Source organism: Levilactobacillus sp. FUA 3915 (assembly GCF_044053135.1).
Taxonomy (GTDB): domain Bacteria; phylum Bacillota; class Bacilli; order Lactobacillales; family Lactobacillaceae; genus Levilactobacillus; species Levilactobacillus lanxiensis.
Window position 1 is genome coordinate 1,894,524 of sequence record NZ_CP168704.1, and the last position, 20,790, is coordinate 1,915,313.

Annotated in this window: 13 protein-coding genes; 9 read left to right on the forward strand and 4 right to left on the reverse strand. The window is 52.8% G+C overall.

Annotation, left to right across the window (positions count from 1 at the left end; translation table 11 throughout):
- Positions 1-284: 284 nt before the first annotated feature.
- Genes ACEPST_RS08815 through ACEPST_RS08825 form a run of 3 tightly spaced genes read right to left on the reverse strand, consistent with a single transcriptional unit; the run spans position 285 to position 3,187 of the window.
- On the reverse strand, positions 285-1,250 hold the full coding sequence (locus ACEPST_RS08815; protein ID WP_204121834.1) for an electron transfer flavoprotein subunit alpha/FixB family protein: 966 nt from the start codon (positions 1,248-1,250) through the stop codon (positions 285-287).
- Positions 1,251-1,263: 13 nt separating this feature from the next.
- Positions 1,264-2,055, reverse strand: coding sequence for an electron transfer flavoprotein subunit beta/FixA family protein (locus ACEPST_RS08820; protein WP_204121835.1), 792 nt, complete (start codon positions 2,053-2,055; stop codon positions 1,264-1,266).
- Positions 2,056-2,065: 10 nt separating this feature from the next.
- Entirely contained in the window at positions 2,066-3,187 is a 1,122-nt protein-coding gene (locus ACEPST_RS08825) for an acyl-CoA dehydrogenase family protein (protein WP_395390661.1), read from the reverse strand.
- Between the two features lie 254 nt (positions 3,188-3,441).
- Between ACEPST_RS08825 and ACEPST_RS08830 the strand changes: the two genes are divergently transcribed.
- From ACEPST_RS08830 to ACEPST_RS08865, 8 genes are all read left to right on the forward strand, one after another.
- Positions 3,442-4,464: an aldose epimerase family protein gene (locus tag ACEPST_RS08830; RefSeq protein ID WP_204121837.1), complete on the forward strand. Its 1,023-nt coding sequence runs from the start codon at positions 3,442-3,444 to the stop codon at positions 4,462-4,464.
- Between the two features lie 1,053 nt (positions 4,465-5,517).
- Positions 5,518-7,251, forward strand: coding sequence for a phospho-sugar mutase (locus ACEPST_RS08835; RefSeq protein ID WP_203637811.1), 1,734 nt, complete (start codon positions 5,518-5,520; stop codon positions 7,249-7,251).
- Between the two features lie 793 nt (positions 7,252-8,044).
- Complete coding sequence (locus ACEPST_RS08840; protein ID WP_204121838.1) at positions 8,045-8,290, forward strand: hypothetical protein; 246 nt, start codon at positions 8,045-8,047, stop codon at positions 8,288-8,290.
- Positions 8,291-8,352: 62 nt separating this feature from the next.
- A complete protein-coding gene (locus ACEPST_RS08845; protein WP_204121839.1) occupies positions 8,353-9,798 on the forward strand; it encodes a glycoside-pentoside-hexuronide (GPH):cation symporter in 1,446 nt (481 codons plus the stop codon).
- 818 nt (positions 9,799-10,616) lie between these two features.
- Positions 10,617-11,786, forward strand: a complete 1,170-nt coding sequence (locus ACEPST_RS08850; RefSeq protein ID WP_125763390.1) for a galactokinase — start codon at positions 10,617-10,619, stop codon at positions 11,784-11,786.
- A 548-nt stretch (positions 11,787-12,334) separates the two neighbouring features.
- Positions 12,335-13,336 (forward strand): UDP-glucose 4-epimerase GalE, encoded by a 1,002-nt coding sequence (galE, locus tag ACEPST_RS08855; protein WP_125763388.1) that lies wholly within the window; start codon positions 12,335-12,337, stop codon positions 13,334-13,336.
- Between the two features lie 2 nt (positions 13,337-13,338).
- Positions 13,339-14,802, forward strand: coding sequence for a UDP-glucose--hexose-1-phosphate uridylyltransferase (locus ACEPST_RS08860; protein ID WP_204121840.1), 1,464 nt, complete (start codon positions 13,339-13,341; stop codon positions 14,800-14,802).
- Between the two features lie 777 nt (positions 14,803-15,579).
- Positions 15,580-16,590, forward strand: a complete 1,011-nt coding sequence (locus ACEPST_RS08865) for a LacI family DNA-binding transcriptional regulator (RefSeq protein ID WP_203643147.1) — start codon at positions 15,580-15,582, stop codon at positions 16,588-16,590.
- A 436-nt stretch (positions 16,591-17,026) separates the two neighbouring features.
- On the opposite strand, the gene ACEPST_RS08870 is transcribed toward ACEPST_RS08865, so the two are convergent.
- On the reverse strand, positions 17,027-17,524 hold the full coding sequence (locus tag ACEPST_RS08870) for an LURP-one-related/scramblase family protein (protein ID WP_204121841.1): 498 nt from the start codon (positions 17,522-17,524) through the stop codon (positions 17,027-17,029).
- A gap of 629 nt (positions 17,525-18,153) precedes the next feature.
- On the opposite strand from ACEPST_RS08870, the gene nrdJ reads away from it, so the two are divergent.
- Entirely contained in the window at positions 18,154-20,403 is a 2,250-nt protein-coding gene (gene nrdJ / locus ACEPST_RS08875; protein WP_204121854.1) for a ribonucleoside-triphosphate reductase, adenosylcobalamin-dependent, read from the forward strand.
- Positions 20,404-20,790 lie beyond the last annotated feature (387 nt).

Here is a 20,790-nt window from a genome sequence, read left to right on the forward strand (position 1 = left end):
TGACACGATTTTTAAGTTGCAAGGAATTATCAAAGTGAGATTAGACAGATGCTTCAACGTAAAATCGACCAACAATCGTAGCCGGAGGAAGCCAGGGACGGAGGCAGCTGTGTCGGTGGCGTTAGACCGAGTGTTCTTCTCGGCCTTACGCCACGGGACGACTTGGGAAACTCGCGGTTTTGGCGAGGTTTCCAAGCGAGGTGTAGGACCGCCCCTCAGGCCGGAGCCGTTCCCCACAGCAGCTGTAGTCCCTGGAAGCCGCAGGCGGGCTGGTGTTCAAATTTTTAGTTGAATTGCGCCAGCAGCGCCGTCATAAAGGCCTGCGCATCCCCGACGTAACCGTAATCAGCCACATCAAAGATAGGGGCGTTTTCGTCCGCGTTGACGGCGACAATCGTCTGGGAATCTTGCATTCCCACGAGGTATTGCACGGCGCCACTGATTCCTAAGTTAAGAATCAGTTCGGGATGAATCGTGTTACCACTCTGACCAATCTGGTCGTCGTGGGTAAAGCGGTCCTGGTCCGTTAATGGCCGGGACACGCCGATGCGGCCGCCGAGCTTTTCAGCAAGTTTGGTGGCACTGTCGATGGTGGCTGCACTAGCAGCACCACGACCTAACGCGACGACGCGGCTGGCATCGCCGACGGTCGTAGCCGTGTTGACCACCGGGGTGGCGGCTTTGACTTCCAGCCGGTCAACGGGGTGGAAGGTCACCGTAGCCGTGGTAATGGTGGCGTCACCGGTTGCGGGAGCCGCCACGAAGGTGTTGGGCCGGACCGTCGCCATTTGTGGCCGGTGGTCGGGGCAAATAATTTCGCACATGATGTTATCGCCGTAGGACGGCTTGGTGGCAACGAGGGTGTCGTCATCGAAGCGCAGGTCCAGGCAGTCGGCGGTCAGGCCGGTTTGGAGCTTGGCCTGTAGCCGGGGCGCAATTGAGCGGCCGGTAATCGTGGCGCCAAATAAGATCGAGTTGGGCTGGTAAGCGGTGACCAGTTGTTGCAGGGCGTCGGCGTGTTCCGCGTCGGTCGCCGTGGGGAAGCGATCGTCACGAACGACCCGAATCTCGTCGGGACCGTAAGCGGTGAGTTCATTTTCCAAATGGTCGCTGGTGGCTTCCAACAAGATAGCGACGACACTAAATTGGTCGCCGGCTAATCCCTTGGCCTTGGTAATGAGTTGTTGGGTCGTGGGTTCAATGTGATCTAAGCGGCGTTCCGCGATGATCCATAATTCTGGTTTTGACATAGCAGCTTCCTCCTTAGATTAATTGACGTTGCTTCAGCGCGGTGATCAACTGACTGGCAGCTTCGCTCGGTGTCCCGGTCAGTGGGGTGAGTGCCCGTTTAACGGATTCTGGCGCGTAGACCTTGGTTACGATGGTCGGTGAACCTGCTTGGCCCAAACGGGAATCGTCCAGGTCGAGGTCGTCGTGATGCCAAGTGGTCAGCGGCTTGTTAAAACTCAATTGAATGTTTCGGGGCGTGGGGTAGCGCGGCGTGTTCAGCTCGCTACGGACACTGACGACGGCGGGGAGTTGGGCGACCAGCGTCTGCTTGGTATCTTCCAGCAGGCGTTCGGCCGTGACCTCGTTGGCGCCGCTCAGCCGTAAGTTGGCGGCATAGGTGATTTGCGGTTGATGTAAAAATTCGGCAACGATGGGGCCAACTTGGCCGGTATCGGCATCGACGGCTTGACGACCAAATAAAATCAGGTCGGCGTCGCCAATCTTCTTCACGGCCTGGGCCAAGACGTAGCCAGTCGCCAGGGTATCGGCCCCAGCAAAGGCGCGGTCGGACAGGAGGACCCCTTCGTCAGCCCCCATGGCCATGCCTTCGCGCAGGGAGTCGGCGTAGTCGTCGGGACCCATGGTGAGGAGGACGACTTGGACATCGTCGCGACTGTCCTTTAAGTTTAAGGCGAGTTCAATCGCGTTCTTATCAAATGGATTCATGACGCCGGCCAATCCACGCCGGTCCAGGTTATGGGTGACGGGGTCGATGGTCACGTCGTTGGTTTCTGGGACTTGTTTGAGACAAACCACAATTTTCATGGGGAACCTCCTATTTAGTAAATTCAGCTTTGGCAATGGCGGAACGCATCTTCTCGACGGTCCCTTCGGCAATTTCCATGGCGCGGGCGTCGCGGATCAGATGTTCCACGGGGTATTCACGACTATAGCCGTAGCCTGCTAAAATTTGCAGGGCGTCGTCACCGGCGCTTACGGCGGCCCGGGAACCGTGGGCCTTGGCCATCGCGGCTTCCTCGCTATACGGTTGGCCCGCAGCCTTTAATTGCGCGGCCCGTTGGTACAGGAGCTTCGTGGTTTCCTTGCGCATCGCCATATCGGCGACCTTGCGGTGGGTGACTTGCAGGTCGGTCAGTGGCGTGTTGCCAGCCTTACGCTCCTTGGCGTAGTCGGTGGAAATTTTTAATTCGTGTTCCATGATGCCGGTCAGCACGGCGCCCATCAAGATTCGAGCGTCATCGTGCGCGGAGTCACCAATGACCCCACCATCGCCGAGCTTGCCCAGCAGGTGGTCGTTGTCGACAACGATGTGGTTCATGACGATTTCACCGACGGGGGTGCCGCGCAGGCCGATGAAGTCTTCGCGCTTCCCAAATGAAAAGCCGGGCATGTCCTGATCGACCACGAAGACGGATAATTCAGCCGGGGCGGTCTTGACCAGCACACAGTAGATCTGAGCCAGGCCACCGTTGGTAATCATGATTTTATCGCCGTTGATGACCCAGTGATCACCTTCACGAGTGGCCGTGGAACTGATGCCCATGGGGTTCGATCCCCCGGAGGCCTCGGTCATGGAAAAGGCGAAGATACGGTCATTAGCGGTGGGGAGCAGCGCCCGTTGCAGGGCGGGCGTCCCGTATTTTAGAATTTGGTCAATCGTTTTGAAATGGCCTTCAAGGGTGACAGCCGTGCTGGCGTTCCCCCGGGCAATGTGGTTCAGCACCGTGGCCGTAACCTCGGGGCCGAAGCCGGCACCACCGAATTCTTGGGGTAGCATGATGCCTAAGAAACCGGTCTTGGTGAGCTTCTCAACGAAACCTTTTGGGAAGTCCTGAGCAGCGTCCATGGACATGTCGTAGGGACTAATTTCCCGTTGGGTGTAGTCGTCGACCATTTGTAGTAACAGTTTCTCAGCGGCAGCAGTTGTAGCTGGCATAAATATTTCCTCCTTATCAAGCACAAATTGTGTAGTTCTGAACGATTGAGGCCAGTATAGCGAATAATCATTTGATAAGTCCAGTGAAACTTTATGATTATTGAATATCCGTCATGCCTATTAGGAATAAAACGGATTCCTGAATTAAATGGTTGTTAGTAAAAGTTCTAGAAAAATTTAGTAAATAAATTGGTACTTACCGCCCGGTTAGAGTACAATGAAAACGGATTCTTTTATGGAGGTGCCAATTTATTATGAAGATTACGAAGAGCTCAGCTGGAACATTGCATGAACAAGCTGTTACGAAATACTTACTCACGAACCAACAGGGGACCCGCGTGGCCATCCTGACTTGGGGCGCGACCTTACAGGAATTTAGCGTGGTCGAAGACGGCCAGAAGCACAACCTGATCGTGAACCTGCCCGACTTAAAGGGCTACGATCACAACCCCTACTACTTATGCCAAGCCTTAGGCCGGGTCGCCGGTCGTATCGCCGGGGCCCAATTTGACCTCGATGGCAAGACGGTCCACCTCGACCAGAATGAAAAGCCTAACGCTAGTCACGGTGGTCCCCACGGCTTTACCTTTGCCAACTGGGATGCCACGACGACGGAAACGGCCGACACGGCCAGCGTTGTGCTGACCCACACGTCCACGGAAGCCGACGACAAATACCCCGGCACCATGAACACGACCATTACTTACACGTTGACGGAAGAAAACCGCTTGGACATCACCTTTGATGCCAAGAGTGACGCCGCCACGTTGTTCAACCCAACGGTCCACACCTACTTTAACGTGACCGACGACCAACACAGCTTGGACAATCAATGGTTGAAGTTGAGCGGGGACAAGCGCCTGGTCTTAAATGGTGAAAAGATTCCAACCGGTGAAATGAGCAAAACGGCTGGTACCGGCTACGACTTCAGTAAGCCCCGGACCATCAAGGATGGCTTGGATCAATTACACAAGACGGGCCAAGTCGAATACGATGATGCCTTTGTCGTTGAACCTAGTAAGGACACGCCGATCGCTACGGTCGGTGACGCTGCTGGCCACCGTGAGGTCGAAGTTTACTCCGACCGGAACGCCTTGGTCGTCTTCACGGCTAACCCAACCGATGCTAAACGTGCCGATGCCCGGGACTACAATGCCTTGGCTATGGAAGCACAGACTTTGCCGGATGCGATTCACCATGACGGCTTCGGCGACGTCATCCTGCCAGCCAACCAACCTGTCACCCACTTCATCAGCTACCAATACACGCGTAAGTAACGGGTTGCGGTGTGTTCTGGCCGCTTCGGCGGCTAGGTACTCCCGTCCTGTGGGGCAACCTGTGAAGCCAAAAAGCGGTCTTCACAGGCGCACCTGAGCCTTGTAAAAATCACAAGTCTCAAGTACGTCCCAGTTTCTAAGGCCGAGAAGAACGCTCGACCTAAGAAAATCGTCACAGGTCGTCCGTACCTAGCCACCTTCAGCTAACACACCGCCACCTAACTTACGGTTGTATTAGTAGGATTCGTGGGTGACGGTGGTATGGCTACGTTCTTGTTGGATTTTTCTGACAAGAGGCAGTTGGTGCGTGTTCTGGAGCCTCACCCAGACCGTGAGTCTCCAAGACGTCCCAGGTTCTAAGGCCGGGAAGTTCGCCCGACCTAAGAACCTCGACACAGGCATCCGCACCTGTTCACCTCCGGCTAAAGTTAGCGCAAGTTACTGACGCTAGTATTAGTAGGATTCGTGGGTGACGGCGGCGTGGCTACGTCTTTATTGGGTGTGGTTGTGCTACGGTGACTGTCCGATTAATTTTTAGGATTAGTCGGGACACGATTACGCTGGAAAATTGCGTTTGATGATATATTTAGAGAGTAATTCCTACTGGTGAAAGCTAGGGGATGATCGCGGTTGTTATTGCGGTCATCCGTTAGGTGAAGCCAGTTTAAATACCATGGACTAATTTGCCCATGAATGAATAGAATAGACACATTGCTGCGGGTTAAACACGTGTCAGCCGCAGGGATGGTGAAAATGGCCTGGCTTGGTCAGTGTTAGTGACCAGAGGCGGGGCAAAATGCACAGCTGTGTCGATGGTCTTAACTGAGTGGTTTTCTCAGTTTAGTCCATGGGACGACCTTTGAGACCGCTCTGTGGCTCAAAGTCGAGGTGGAAGCCAGTTTCTCAGGCTGGAACCGGCCCCACAGCAGGGCGTTTTGGCCCCGCCGCCGGGAACGGACAGCGACCGCCACGGCCCAGTTTTCACCATCCCGGAGGCCATGGCAACGACAAAGTTTAACCCAAGTGCAATAAAACATAAGGAGAGATTTGAACATGAGTTGGCAAGATAATTATCAAGTTTGGCAACAACAGCAAACGATGATCCCTTACATTAAGCATGAACTGGACGCCATCGCCACTGATGACGCCGCTAAGAAAGCCGCATTCACGGCGCCCATGAGTTTTGGGACCGCTGGGATGCGGGGCGTGATGGGACCCGGTATCGGTCAGATGAACGTTTACACGGTTCGTCAAGCTACCGAAGGGGTTGCCCGTTACCTGGACACCTTGGACGACGCCACCAAGCAACGCGGGGTCGCTATCAGTTTTGATTCCCGTTACCACTCCCGTGAGTTTGCCCACGAGGCCGCTCACGTCTTGGGTGCGCACCACATTCCTAGCTTTGTTTTCGATGACATGCGGCCCACGCCCGAGCTGTCCTTTGCGGTGCGGCATTTAAACACGGCCATGGGTATCATGATCACGGCCAGCCACAACCCGAAGCAATACAACGGGTTTAAGATTTACGGCCCAGACGGTGGGCAAATGCCACCCAAGGCCTCTGACATGATCACCGATTTCGTGCGTTCCGCCAAGGATGTCTTTGCGATTGCCGTGGCCGACGAACAAGAACTGCGGGCCGCTAAGACCTTGCAGATCATCGGTGAAAACGTTGACCAACCTTACCTGAAGAACGTTGAGAGCGTCACCATCAACGCCGATTTGGTCCACTCAGTGGGAAAGACCATGAAGTTGATCTACACGCCACTCCACGGGACCGGTAAGGTGATTGGCGAACGGGCCTTACGTGGTGCTGGTTTTGAAAACTTCACCATGGTGCCCGAACAAGCCATTGCTGACCCTGAATTTCCAACGGTGCCATTTCCCAATCCTGAGTTCGCTCAGGCCTTTGATATGGCGATTGCCCTTGGGAAAAAGGAAGGCGCTGACCTGTTAGTCGCCACCGACCCCGATGCCGACCGGTTAGGGGCCGCTGTGCGCCAACCAGACGGTGAATACCAACTGTTATCCGGGAACCAGATTGCGTCGATTTTGTTGGCTTACATTTTAAAAGCCCGCAAAGCAGCGGGTCAGTTGCCAGCCAACAGTCGTGTCGTGAAGTCCATCGTTTCCACCGAATTGGCCACTAAGATTGCGGCCGCTTACGGCGTTGAAATGAAGAACGTGCTGACCGGCTTTAAGTTTATCGCCGAACAGATTCACGAATACGAAACGACTCATGAACACACCTTCCTGTTTGGTTTCGAGGAAAGCTACGGCTACCTGATCAAGCCATTCGTTCGGGACAAGGACGCCATCCAATCGACGGTGCTCTTGGCCGAAGTCGCTGCCGACTACAAGCAGCGGGGGATGACCCTTTACGACGGCATCGAAGAACTCTACGCGACCTACGGCTACTTTGCTGAAAAGACCACGTTTGAGGAATTCCCTGGCGTCGATGGGGCTGACCAAATGGCTCACTTGATGAGTGAGTTCCGCGAAAATGCACCGAAGTCCTTTGCCGACAGTACGATTGACACGGTGGAAGACTTCTCGACGAGCACCAAGACCGAAGCTGATGGCACGACCAGCACGATTGATCTGCCACAGTCTAACGTCTTGAAGTACTGGTTGAGCGATGGCACCTGGATCTGCATCCGGCCTTCTGGGACCGAACCTAAGGTCAAGTTCTACATCGGGACCAGTGACACGACCGATGCCGCTGCGCAAAAGCGGTTGGCAGGGTACGAGTCCGCTCTCAAGCAATACGTCGACTCCGTTAAATAGCAGATGCGTGTTGATTTCGTTCCCGGCGGCGGGCTCAAGTTGGCCTGCTATGGGGCCGGTTTCAGCCGAAGGGCGGGCTTTCACCTCAACTTTGAGCCTGAGGGTCGGTCTCAAAGGTTGTCCCGTGGGCTAGGCTGAGTAAGAACCTCAGCCAAGCCCGCCTCTGGTCACTCACACGGATCAGCTCTTTAACTTCTCCGTGTTGACATCACTTAACTTAAATAACGGTGTACATGAACAGTCTGTGACTGGTCCTTCTGTGAGGGGGCCGGCGCGGGCTGTTTTTCTTTTTTGGGGAATTTATTGGGATGAACCCGGTCGTTTGGTTAGTGGCTAGGGGAAGGGGGGCTTGGCATTGGACTTACAGGCAGTTGGATTTTATTGGTTGTGACAAAGTAATGAGAACTTGTTCGGTGGTCATGACGAGGTGACTGGTTACCGTTCCGAAGGAGGAAAAGACAACCGGTTGTTGCCGACAGTTTCGCCTCGGTCTGTTCATTTTCACAAACTTTCAGAACGGTTGCTTGGCTGTTTTCGTGAAAAATAAAGGATTTATGATGTTTACTACGTGCTTTACTAAATTTTTTATCAAGAAAAAGCAACCGGTTGCAATCGCTTACAATTGCATGGTTCATCAATAGTTAGTATATTTTTACACAATGAAAGTGGTTGCATTTATCCGGACATGTCCTTAGAATAATGATTGTAAAGCGCTTACATTTTACTTAAACCGTTGGCGCAGGTTTTACCAGATTTAGCTAAACTTTATTTTAGAAAACAGAGGTGTTTCAAAATGGCTAAGAAGGATGACAAGATTACGTTGGACCCAGCGAAGTTTGCTGCTGCGGTATTGGGCGGGAACGCACAATATCCAGATGAAGAAAACAAGTTGTACATCAAGCGGCAACTGACCCTTTACCTGGAAGCAACGTTATTGGCCCAAGACTTTAACCGGCTGGAAGAATCCCAGTTCGATATGGCGAAGGCCCAACAACGGGAAGAAGTTCTTTCCAAGATCATTGAACACCGGTACCACTAAGACTAAGTGGTCGCCGTTAATTGTCTGCAACATTTCTCCCGTTGAAAGGTGTGAAACAGAAAATGATTAAGCAATATGTCTCATATGCTTTGGGGGCGTTCGGTCACGATGCCTTCTACGCAACCCTAAATACTTATTTTGCTATTTTTGTTACCAGTGCGCTGTTCGTCGGCAAGGGTTCCGCTGCTGAAGCCGGAATCGTTACCTCGATGGTTGTTATTATTCGTTTAATTGAAATTGCTTTTGACCCCATGATTGGTGGGATGGTTGATAACACCAATACCAAAATGGGTAAGTTTAAACCTTGGCTGCTTGCCGGGGCCATCGTTAGTTCCGCTGGATTGATCCTGATGTTCTCTAGCCTGTTTGGGTTAGCGGACTCCAACTCATCCATGTACTTCATGCTCTTTGGGATTGTCTTCGTCATCATGGATATCTTCTATTCATTCAAAGACATTTCCTTCTGGTCCATGTTACCTGCTTTGAGTGTTGATACCAAGGTTCGTAACAAGTTCGGGACGGTTGGTCGTTTCGGTTCAACCTTGGGTTCTCAAGGGGTTATCATTGTCGTTACCCCATTGGTTATCTACTTCTCACAACAATTCTCAGGGACGCATGGTAGTACCCAAACCCGTGCCGGTTGGTTAGGGTTTGCGACGGTTATCGGATTAGTTTCACTGTTAGGTGCCTTGGCAACTTTCTTTGGGACTAAGGAAACTACCAGCTTGATTCGGGAAAACACTGAACGGACACGGTTCCGCGATGTCTTCAAGGTTATTGGTGAAAATGACCAATTGATGTGGTTAGGTTTCTCATACCTGTTGTTTGCCTTAAGTTACGTAGTTACCAACTCACTGTTGATCTACTACTTCCGTTACGTTATCGGGAACGCCGCTGCTTACAGTGTTATCGGGATTGTTACCGCTATTCTGGGGATTCTCTCCGTGCCACTGTTCCCAATCATCGTTTCCAAGATTACGCGTAAAGGTGTTTACATCGGCGGTATCTGCATGATGCTGGTTGGTTACATTCTGTTTAACCTTGCCGGTAGCAGTGCCATCATGATGTACATTGCCGACGCCATCTTCTTCTTCCCATACCCAATGATTTTCTTAGCTGCCTTGATGACCATCACCGACAGTGTGGAATACGGGCAATGGAAGAACGGCACGCGGAACGAATCCGTCACCTTGTCTGTTCGTCCTTTGATTGATAAATTAGCTGGGGCCTTCTCAACGGGGATCGTTGTGCTGGCCGCTGTGCACGCCGGCATGACCGGTAACGCTAAGCCTAGCGACATTACCGCTCACGGGATGTTCGTCTTCCATTCCTTCATCTTCTACATGCCAATGATCTTGCTGGTCGTGGCTGCCCTGATTTACCAATTCAAGGTAACCTTGTCAGAAAAGAAGCATGCTGAAATCGTTAAGGAATTGGAAAGTAAACTAGAAACTGAAAAGGTTGAAGAAGAAGCCGAAGAAAAGGCTGAAGCCGCAACTGAAGACTAAGATTAAATGTGGGCCCTGGGGGATTTTCTCCTAGGGCTTTTCTTTTAGCCAGTGTGCGTGGGGGAGGGCGTTCCCGCCTGCGGTAGCTGGACAGCTTCTTTCTGTGGGGCGACTCTGGGCAGCCTGAAAAGCGGTCTGCCCAGGCGGTTAGGAGCCTGCCAAAGAACGTCAGTCTCCTAACACGACCCGTGTTCTAGAACCGAGAAACCCGCTCGTTTCAAGAACACCGACACAGAATTCGCTATCCAGCTACCTCCGGCTCCCACTCATACTGCCCGATGTTATTAGCCGTAGTGGAAGTATTCTGTTAGTTGATTCAGTCTAATGATTAAAACGGATGTTCCTACCCATTAGAAAATCTACATGCAAACAGTCGTTGTAAAAGTCACGATGATCAATGAATAATAAATAATGAAAGTGGTTTGTTGCCGCGGACCGCAACGATAGCCGCAGGGCTGGTGAAAGTAGGCCAGCTGTAGTAGTGACCAGAGGTGAGCCAAGGTGGACAGCTGTGTCGATGGTCTTAGTAGAGTGGCTTTCTCTACTTAGAGCATGGGGCAACCTTTGAGACCGCTCTGTGGCTCAAAGTTGAGGTGGAAGCCCGTACCTCAGGCTGGAACCGACCCCACAGCAGGGCACCTTGAGCTCACCGCCGGGAACGGAAGCAACCAGGTTTACTTTCACCAGCCCGGAGGCGCACTGAGAGGACCATGTAGCAATAAAGAAAGCGCTTCATAAAATCGTTGACATTGGCAGTGAAAGCGACTATGATAATTACAGTAAAGTTTTACTAAAAATTTATTAAGGAGTTAATATCCATGGATTTCGCCAGCTTAGCAACTGAATACCAAGAAAAATTTGATGTCGCACCACAACGGGTGTTCTTCTCCCCCGGCCGAATCAACTTGATCGGTGAATACACCGACTTCAACGGTGGGCACGTCTTCCCAGCTGCCATCAGCATGGGAACCTACGCCGCTTACTCAGCCCGTGACGACAAGCAATTCCGCGTTTACTCGGCCAATGTGCCAGACGCTGGGATGTTAACGTTCTCACTGGACGACCTTGCCTTTAACAAGGCTGACAACTGGGCCAACTACCTGAAGGGTATGCTGTTCGAGCTGGCTAAGCAAAACTTAACCATCGACCATGGCTTTGACCTCTTTGTTCACGGGAACTTACCAGATGCTTCCGGCTTGTCTTCATCCGCATCAATGGAAATGTTGATGGGTGAAATTCTCCACGCCGCTTATGGCATGAAGTTAGATGAAGTTGAAATGGTTAAGGTCGGCCAACAAGTTGAAAATGATTACTTCGGTTTGAACACCGGGATCATGGACCAATTTGCTATCGGCATGGGTAAGAAGGACCAAGCCATTCTCTTGGACACCAACACCATGGACTACGAATACGCACCGCTTGCCTTGGGTGATAACGTGGTTGTCATCATGAACACCAAGAAGCGCCGTGAGTTAACGGACTCCAAGTACAACGAACGCCGCGCCCAATGTGAAGAAGCCCTTCGTCGTTTGCAAACGAAGCTTGACATCAAGACTTTGGGTGACTTGACCGAAGATGAATTCGACCAAAACGCTTACCTGATCAACGACGAAACCTTGATCAAGCGGGCCCGTCACGCCGTCTTCGAAAACCAACGGACGTTGAAGGCCTTCAAGGCATTGCAAGACAACGACCTGGAAAGCTTCGGCCACTTGGTCAACGCGTCTCACATTTCCTTGCACTACGACTTTGCCGTAACCGGTAAGGAACTCGACACGTTAGTTGAAACGGCTTGGAAGCAACCAGGCGTCTTAGGTGCCCGGATGACCGGTGCCGGCTTCGGTGGCTGTGCCATTGCCATCGTCAAGAAGGCCAACGTCAAGGACTTCGAAGAAAAGGTCGGTAAGGTCTACGAAGACACCATCGGCCACAAGGCAGAATTCTACGTCGCAGAAATTGCAGACGGCCCTAAGGAATTAGAAAAGTAGAGAGTGATACGAAGGGCGGTTAGCTAGCGAGCATTAACGTCGCTAAGCCGAGAATCCTGGTTTTGGATTCTTGGTTTAGCGGGGTTAAGCGGAACTAGCTGCCCGATAGTAGCACGTTTCGGCAACAAGGCAGGGGAGCCCAAACTAGAAATAGTGACGGCCACCAACCGCCAACACACCGAAACAGCTTAACACCCAAAACAAACAAGTTTAAAATAAACACATGTCACCAAGCAAAGTGATTAGTGGAAAGGTAATAACCAAGTAGGCCGCACAAACAGGGAAATGAGCGCGTGTGAGCCGTGGTTGTTGCCGTAGCCGTAGGAGGCTAGGTACGGAGCACCTGTGTCGGTGGCGTTAGCCCGGTGAATTTCCGGGCTTACACCACGGGTCGTGTTCAAAGACTGATGGTTTGTATCAGGCTTTGAACCGCCCCTGAAGACCGCACCTCGGGCTTCAGGGGGACACCCCACAGGAGCGGAGTACCTAGCATCCGCAGGCGAAACTCGCCAATCGCGGCGCTACATAATTGAGGAGGAATTTGATCAATGACAGTTTTAGTCTTAGGTGGTGCCGGTTACATCGGCTCCCACGCCGTAGATCGTTTAGTAGAAAAGGGTTACGATGTCGCCGTAGTTGATAACTTGGTTACGGGTCACCGCGCCGCAGTTAACAGCAAGGCACGCTTCTACGAAGGGGACGTGCGGGATCAAAAATTCCTGAACGACGTCTTTGATAAGGAAGACATCGAAGGGGTTATTCACTTCGCCGCCTTCTCCGTGGTCCCAGAATCCATGGAAAAGCCATTGAAGTACTTTGATAACAACACGGCCGGCATGGTTTCCTTACTGGAAGTCATGAACAAGCATAACGTGAAGCGGATTGTCTTCTCTTCAACCGCCGCAACTTACGGTGAACCCAAGCAAATCCCAATCAAGGAAACGGATCCTCAAATTCCAACCAATCCTTATGGTGAAAGCAAGCTGATGATGGAAAAGATCATGGGCTGGTCCGACAAGGCTTACGGCATCAAGTTTGTGGCTTTACGCTACTTCAACGTTGCCGGTGCTAAGGAAGATGGCAGCATTGGTGAAGACCACCATCCAGAAACCCACTTGGTTCCAATCATCTTGCAAGTTGCCGCTGGCGAACGGAAGGAATTGTCCATCTTCGGTAGCGATTACCCAACCAAGGACGGTACCAACGTTCGGGACTACGTGCACGTCGTTGATTTAGCCGACGCCCACATTTTAGCCCTGGAATACCTGAAGGCCGGTCACGACAGCAATGCCTTTAACCTCGGTTCTTCAACTGGTTTCTCCAACAAGGAAATGCTGGAAGCCGCTCGTAAAGTGACGGGTAAGGAAATTCCTGCTAAGATGGCCCCTCGTCGTGCCGGTGACCCAAGTACGTTGATTGCGGCTAGTGACAAGGCCCGTGAAGTCTTGAACTGGAAGCCACAATTTGACAACGTTGAGGACATCATTCGGACGGCCTGGAACTGGAAGCAAACGCATCCACAAGGCTACAACGACCGGGAGACGAAGTAATTATGGCTAAAGACACAATTCAAACGTTCATTGATCATATTGTCTCCTCCCCAGCGCCTTACACGGAACTGGACCGGCAGTACGTGACGAACCGCATCTTCGCCTTGATTGGTGACGGCGTGGCTCGTGCGGCTGCTTCCGACGAACCCATTGATCTGGTTAACGCCATGATTGAAACGGCTATCGCTAACGGTAAAATCGAAGACTCACCAAGTCCCAAGGAAATCTTGGAATCGCAATTGATGGACTTCATGACGCCACTCCCATCCGCGCTCAACCGCGGTTTCTGGGACCGGTATCAAGAGAGTCCTAGCAAGGCGACCGACTGGTTCTATCAGTTAAGCCAAGCCAACAACTACATTAAGACGCGCAACATTGCCAAAAATGTGGTCTTCCCAGCCAAGACACCTGCTGGTGAATTAGAAATCACCATCAACCTGTCGAAGCCGGAAAAGGACCCCAAGGCCATCGCCGCAGCCCTGACCCAGAAGAGTACCAGCTACCCACTGGACCAACTGTGCATGACCAACGAAGGGTACTTGGGCCGTTTAGGCTATCCCGCTCGTAGCAATCACCGGATCATCCGGATGATGCTGGGCGGCGAAACCTGGGGCTTCCAGTACTCCCCATACGCCTACTTCTCAGAACATGCCATCTTCTTGGCCAAGGAACACCGGCCAATGATCATCAACCAACACACGTTTACCAATCTGCTGGAAATCGTCCGGACGCTGCCAACCTACTTTGTCGGCAGTAACGCCGATTTACCAATCGTTGGGGGCTCCATGTTGACGCATGACCATTACCAAGGTGGGAAGCACACCTTCCCAATGATGAAGGCCGGCATCGACCGGGAAATTGATCTCGGTGTCGCCGGGGTCAAGGCTGGGGTCGTTAACTGGCCCATGACCGATATCCGGTTGACCGGGAGTCAGCCAGAACCACTGATCAACGCCGCTACCAAGGTGCTGAACAGCTGGATCGGTTACTCAGATGAATCCGTGGATGTCCGGGCTTACACCGGGGATACGCGCCACCACACGATTACGCCAATCGCGTACCGTGACGGTGCCGACTACGTTTTGGATTTAGTCCTGCGAGACAACCAAACGTCAGACAAGTATCCTGACGGCATTTTCCACCCACATCAGGATGTGCAACACATCAAGAAGGAAAATATTGGGTTGATCGAAGTCATGGGGCGGGCCATCCTGCCAGCACGACTCAAGGACGAAATGGCGGAAGTCACGAAGTACTTGCTTGACCAACCTAATGAGATGGTCGATATGCACAAGGCTTGGGCCGATGACATCAAGCAAAACAACAAGGTGACGCCAGAGAACGTTACGGCTGTTTTGCACCAAGCAATTGGTGATGTGTTTGCTCGGGTGCTGGCCGACGCCGGCGTCTTCAAGCGCGACGCCAAGGGCCAAGCAGCCCTGGACGCATTTATCGCGCAAGTCTAGGCTCAACACAGCGCCTCCGGGCTGGTGAAAACTGGGCCTGGTCGCGTCCGTTCCCGGCGGCGAGCTCAAGGAGCCCTGCTGTGGGGCCGGTTCCAGCCTGAGAGGCGGGCTTCCACCTCAACTTTGAGCCTGAGAAGCGGTCTCAAAGGTTGTCCCATGGACTAGGCTGGGAAAATACCCCAACCAAGGCCATCGACACAGCCGGGCACCTTGGCTCGCCTCTGGTCACTCCCACGACCGGACCAGTTTTCCCAGCCCTGCGGCTCACACGGGTTTAGCCCGTAGATTTGCGGGGAACTGGTCTGGGCTGTTGGCTTTGGCTGCTGGGGTGGTTGTGATTATGTGGTGGCTGTTCTCAGCTACTGCGTGACCGGGCTTATCTTGGTAACTGTTTCAATCAATTAAATAATCAAACCATGGGGTTGTTGTGGTTCGGTGTGGTTTTGGCCATGCTGGACGGCTCAACCCCATGTGACGTTTCAAAAGAATTCACTGGTTGAACTAGTGGTTGCGGTAATTGGTTGGTTATTAATATGTTTATTTGAATCGCGACTGCTGGTTTTGCTGGTACATACGTTGTTGTGTAGGTGCTGGAAGCATATAGTCTATATCTATGGTAGAAAGCTAGAATGGAAATGGCTTATGGATTGCCAGCAATCACTGAATAATTGTAGAAGTAAACGTTGCCGTGGTAACTGATGCCGGAGTCAACGAACCGCAGGCGGAATCAGTTACCACGCAGCATTAGTTTAATGATAAAATGATATGAAGGGGGTGATGGCAATCGCAGCCACGCTAAAGGATATTGCAAAATCAGTCGGGGTCTCCCTGGCAACCGTGTCGCGGGTCTTAAACTACGACAGAACGCTGTCAGTCAGTGAGTCCACCAGGAAACAGATTTTTGAGGTCGCAGAGGAACTGAACTACACCAAGTTAAAGCACCGAACGGCCACACCTAGTAAGCAGTTGAAGATTGCCATTGTCCAGTGGTACTCGAAAACCAAAGAACTGGATGATTTGTATTACATGTCGATTCGCTTAGGCCTGGAAAAACGCTGTGAGGAACGGCGGATTCTGGCGACCCGGACGTTTCAAAACGACCTGCAGGCCATTGATCCCGATGTCGATGCGATTATTGCCATCGGAAAATTCAGTGACGCGCAGGTCGAGGCGATGTCTCAGCTGACACCGAACCTGGTCTTTGTCGATCAGGATCAGTTGTGCCACGGGTATGACAGTGTTGTCACCGATTTCCGTTTCGCCGTGACCCAGGTGCTCGACTTTTACGCCAAGCACGGTCACCAAGAAGTCGGGTTATTATATGGAAGCGAATGGACGACGGACGGGCAGCTCGAAGTCGTTGATCCCCGGTACAAGGCCTTCCGCCGTGAAATGGAAGCCCGAGGTACCTACAACCCGAAGCTGGTCTTTGGCGGCGACTACACCAATCATTCAGGGTATCAGGAAATGCAGACGGCCATTGCCCAATTGGGGGATGACCTGCCATCAGCGTTCTTCATCACCAATGATCCCATGGCGGCGGGGGCGCTCAAGGCACTACATGAAAATAACATCGACGTGCCGCAACGGGTCAGCCTGTTTAGCTTTAACGACACGACGATTGCCAAGTACGTGTTCCCTGAGTTGAGTAGCGTGCACGTGAATACGGAATTGCTGGGCGCAACGGCGGTGGACTTGGTCGAAAACCGCCTGCAGACTGGGCGGACGACGCCACAGTTGGTTACTGTGGGGACTGAGCTCAAGCTCCGCGAAAGCACCAAGGGTTAAGCTGGTCTTTGTTTGGGGCTCCGGGCTGGTGAAAACTGGGCCTGGTTGCGTCCGCTCCCGGCGGCGCGCTCAAGGTGCCCTGCTGTGGGGCCGGTTCCAGACTGAGGGGCGGTCTTCCACCTCAACTTTGAGCCTGAAGTGCGGTCTCAAAGGTTGTCCCATGGTCTAAGCTGAGTGGGAAACCTCAGCTAAGACCATCGACACAGCTGGTCGCCTTGGCTCGCCTCTGGTCACTGACACTGACCACGAACTGTACAGTTTTTCCAGCCCCTGCGGTTGACACTAGCTTAACCCGGGTTTTGCGGGTGAATTTTTAATTGAGAATTTTATTTCTAGTCAGGTGACGCTTGTCGTTGCCCGGCTTTTTCTTTACCACCGAATCTACAAGCAAACGAAAGGGACTTGAGCGATTGCCCAAGTCCCTTTGCGTGTTCATTTAAAAGGTGGTGCTTACAGCTGCGGCGGCTGCCATGTGTCTGCCGTAGTCGACGGCCAGTACCAAGCCGACTAGGATCAGTTGGCTATCGTCATCCAGGACTACGATTTCGTACTTGTTCTTCAGGCTCAGGCCAGCCCTTCTGACGCGGCCGACGACTTGGTCTTGGCGTTTGATTTCAAAATTTAAATCCCAGAGGGAACCGGTGACCGTTAGCCCGACCGCCGTTAGGTCGTAACTGGGCCGCAGGAAAGTGGGGCGTTTTTGAATCGTGGCCACCGTCTTGCCGCCAATCTGCAGGCAGTAGGTCGCTACCAGACTCAGGGGCTTCTTCGTGACGGTTGCCACGACCTGATTGTTGACGTCTAAAATTTCAAAAAACTTGGGCATCTGAAACTTACTGCTGATGACTTGGTAGACGGGGGTGTTATGGTCGTCGCGCACGCTGAATCGTTCTTTGAACGCCCATTGCTGTTGGGTCAAATATAGCTTGTGCATTAGTTTCATCTCATTTCATTTCTATACCAGTTGGTGCTGGTCAGATGGTCGTCACTGGCTGTGAGGGGCCACGCACACGGGGACAACTGTCTGTTCGGGTGACAAGCTGCCTCCGAGTTGTGAGCCGGCTAACGGGATTAGACGATGCCTTCAGGGGGAGCACGTCGTTAGATAACCCCATCATAGTCGGCACATGCTTGAAGGTAAAGGTCTTTGCCCAATCATTAGAAAAATAGATGGTGATAGGGCCAGACTGGCAGGTCACCCCCAAGATATGGGGGATGTAGTTAGCAAAGTGACCGCCAATTGACTGGTCGAAAAAAATTAAATTTTTTTGTTTTGGCGCGGCAATGATTTTGAAATTAAATTGCGTCCTAAACAGTTAGTTTACTGCGTCAGGTGTTGGCCGTTCACCTTTGCTGATTTCGGCGTTCTTGTAGGGGGCAGTTTGTTTGTCCAATTACAATTAACTGGGCGGACGAAAAGGGTTGCTTTTTCAGCCGTTTTTGGTAGTAGCGTCTCAGGTGGAAATGTCCAGGGGACAGTTAAATATATCCATATATTGTATTTGCTTGGCGAATGCGATACTATATCTGGTATAGACTTAAAGAACGGGAGAGATTGTTATGATGAACGTAGAAACCGCTGCGCCAGTACGCCTGACGCCCGAATTTATCGCCAAAACAGAAAACGAAGTAACACCACATTGGGGTGAACTCGGCTGGGTAACCTACAAGCGGACCTACGCTCGCTGGCTACCGGACCAACAACGCAACGAAGAGTGGCCAGAAACGGTCCAACGGGTGGTTGAAGGTAACATTAACCTCGACCCTCGGCTGCAGGCCGACCACGTTGATGCCCAAGTGATTACCGAACTGACCACCGAAGCCCAGAACCTGTTTAAACTAATCTACGGTCTGGCCGCAACGCCCTCTGGCCGGAACCTGTGGATCTCCGGGACCGACTACCAACACCGCAATGGGGATGCCCTGAACAACTGTTGGTTTATCGCCGTGCGGCCGCAAGCCTACGGGGACAGCCACATTATTCCTAGTTACCTGAAGCCAGAACAAATCGCGGCCTCGATGCCATTTTCCTTCATGTTTGACCAACTGATGAAGGGCGGCGGTGTGGGCTTCTCCGTAACGCCTAACAACGTCCGGCAGATGCCTCAGGTCGACAACCACGTGGACCTGACCGTCGTCATTGACAGCGAGAGTGCCTCCTACGATGCCTCCCTGAAGTTGGGGGCCGTCGACAAGACCGACTGGATGCACGCCCATTCCCTGGCCGACACCCGCTACTACCGCCTGCCAGACACGCGTGAGGGCTGGGTCTTAGCCAACGCCAACATGATTGATGCCCACTTCAACGGCACCAACCCCGATGGCAAGACCAAGGTTGTCTTGGACATCAGTGACATCCGGCCCAAAGACGCGCCGATTCATGGGTTTGGTGGGACGGCCTCTGGTCCCATGCCATTAGTAGAAATGTTATTTGATATTAATACGATTTTAAACGGTGCCGTTGGCCGCAAGCTGACCGCCGTCGACTGCACCGACATGGGCAACATGATCGGCAAGACCGTCGTCGCCGGGAACGTCCGGCGTTCGGCTGAATTGGCCTTAGGTGGCGCCGAAGACGATGACTTCATCACCATGAAGCAGGACAAGGACAAGCTTTACCATCACCGGTGGGCTTCCAACAACAGTGTGGCCGTAGACAGCGACTTCACCGATTACCAGCCCATCGCCGACTCCATTCAACACAACGGGGAACCCGGCATCGTGAACCTCGGCCTGTCCCGTAACTACGGCCGGTTGATTGATGGCCGCCAGGAGGGCATTGATGAAGCCGTTGAGGGGACCAACCCCTGTGGCGAAATTTCCCTGAGCAACGGGGAACCCTGCAACCTGTTTGAAGTCTTCCCCGGGGTTGCCGAGGACCAAGGCTGGCAACTCGAGGACGCCTTTGGCTTAGGCGCCCGGTACACCAAGCGGGTCACATTCAGTCACTATGACTGGGAAGTTTCCCGCAAGGCCATCCAGAAGAACCGGCGGATTGGGGTCTCCATGTCCGGGATTCAAGACTGGATCTTAAAGACCTTCAAGCAACGCGTCGTCACTGGTTTTGAAGCCAAGCGCGATGCGGAAACTGGCAAGACGTTCATGGCCCCCATTTACAATCAGACGGCTGTTAAACGCTTCAGCGACCTGTACGCGGCCGTGGTCAAGGCGGACAAGGATTACTCCGACACGTTGGGTTGCCAGCCATCCATCAAGCACACGACGGTCAAGCCTTCCGGAACGGTGGCCAAATTAGCCGGCGTTTCCGAGGGGATGCATTTCCACTACGCCCGTTACCTGATTCAACGGATTCGGTTCCAGGACAGCGACCCGTTACTGCCAGCCCTGAAGGCTAGTGGCTACAAGGTTGAGCCCGACGTGTACAGTCAAAACACGATGTGCGTGGAATTCCCAGTGAAGGCCGCTCACGCCGATCAATCTGCTTTTGCGTCCGCTGGTGAGGTCTCTATCGCCGAACAATTTGCGACCCAGGCCTTCCTCCAGACATACTGGTCCGACAACGCGGTTAGTTGTACCGTGACGTTCCAACCCGAAGAGGGCGACCAGATCAGCGACCTGCTGATGCAGTACCGGAACACCATCAAGTCCACGTCCCTGTTGCCATACAGCGGCGCCGACTTCAAGCAAGCGCCTAAGGAACCCATCGACGCCAACACTTACACGGAAAAGTGTGCAGAAATCACGGCCGACGTGGCAGAAACCTTTGCCGCCATGACCGGGAACCATGATCAGAAGGATATTGAGCTGGTGGACCAATCCGATTGTGCCGGCGGTGCCTGCCCAATCCGTTAGGTTTTCCATGCCCTTGCCGTTGCGGTGGCCGGGTACGCCGTCCTGTGGGGCACGGCCGAAGCCAAAGGGCGGTCTTCGGCCTCACTGCCAAGCCAGACAAGGGACGTCTGTCTCGACAGCGTCCCGGGCTGTAGGACCGGAAAAGCGCCGGTCTAACAGCCCCGACACAGGGCTCTGTACCCAGCCACCTCCACTCGCGGGATGCTAAACCTAACGTTTGGTCTTTTGAATGATAAGTTTTGGCAACTAAGAGACGCGCGAGTGTATGAGAAAGCTTGTCAGTGGCCTAACCCGAGCAAACCACTCGGCTAAGGCCACCGACACGGGGCTCTGTCTGGCTACCTCCGGCTGGGGAAGGTGTTAACCCTAACGTTTGGTGCTTTTAAT

Excerpts from the sequence above, each read along its gene's own strand:
- ACEPST_RS08815 (WP_204121834.1), bottom strand. The coding sequence starts at position 1,250 with ATGTCAAAACCAGAATTATGGATCATCGCGGAACGCCGCTTAGATCAC.
- ACEPST_RS08820 (WP_204121835.1), bottom strand. The coding sequence starts at position 2,055 with ATGAAAATTGTGGTTTGTCTCAAACAAGTCCCAGAAACCAACGACGTG.
- ACEPST_RS08825 (WP_395390661.1), bottom strand. The coding sequence starts at position 3,187 with ATGCCAGCTACAACTGCTGCCGCTGAGAAACTGTTACTACAAATGGTC.
- ACEPST_RS08830 (WP_204121837.1), top strand. The coding sequence starts at position 3,442 with ATGAAGATTACGAAGAGCTCAGCTGGAACATTGCATGAACAAGCTGTT.
- ACEPST_RS08835 (WP_203637811.1), top strand. The coding sequence starts at position 5,518 with ATGAGTTGGCAAGATAATTATCAAGTTTGGCAACAACAGCAAACGATG.
- ACEPST_RS08840 (WP_204121838.1), top strand. The coding sequence starts at position 8,045 with ATGGCTAAGAAGGATGACAAGATTACGTTGGACCCAGCGAAGTTTGCT.
- ACEPST_RS08845 (WP_204121839.1), top strand. The coding sequence starts at position 8,353 with ATGATTAAGCAATATGTCTCATATGCTTTGGGGGCGTTCGGTCACGAT.
- ACEPST_RS08850 (WP_125763390.1), top strand. The coding sequence starts at position 10,617 with ATGGATTTCGCCAGCTTAGCAACTGAATACCAAGAAAAATTTGATGTC.
- galE (WP_125763388.1), top strand. The coding sequence starts at position 12,335 with ATGACAGTTTTAGTCTTAGGTGGTGCCGGTTACATCGGCTCCCACGCC.
- ACEPST_RS08860 (WP_204121840.1), top strand. The coding sequence starts at position 13,339 with ATGGCTAAAGACACAATTCAAACGTTCATTGATCATATTGTCTCCTCC.
- ACEPST_RS08865 (WP_203643147.1), top strand. The coding sequence starts at position 15,580 with ATGGCAATCGCAGCCACGCTAAAGGATATTGCAAAATCAGTCGGGGTC.
- ACEPST_RS08870 (WP_204121841.1), bottom strand. The coding sequence starts at position 17,524 with ATGCACAAGCTATATTTGACCCAACAGCAATGGGCGTTCAAAGAACGA.
- nrdJ (WP_204121854.1), top strand. The coding sequence starts at position 18,154 with ATGAACGTAGAAACCGCTGCGCCAGTACGCCTGACGCCCGAATTTATC.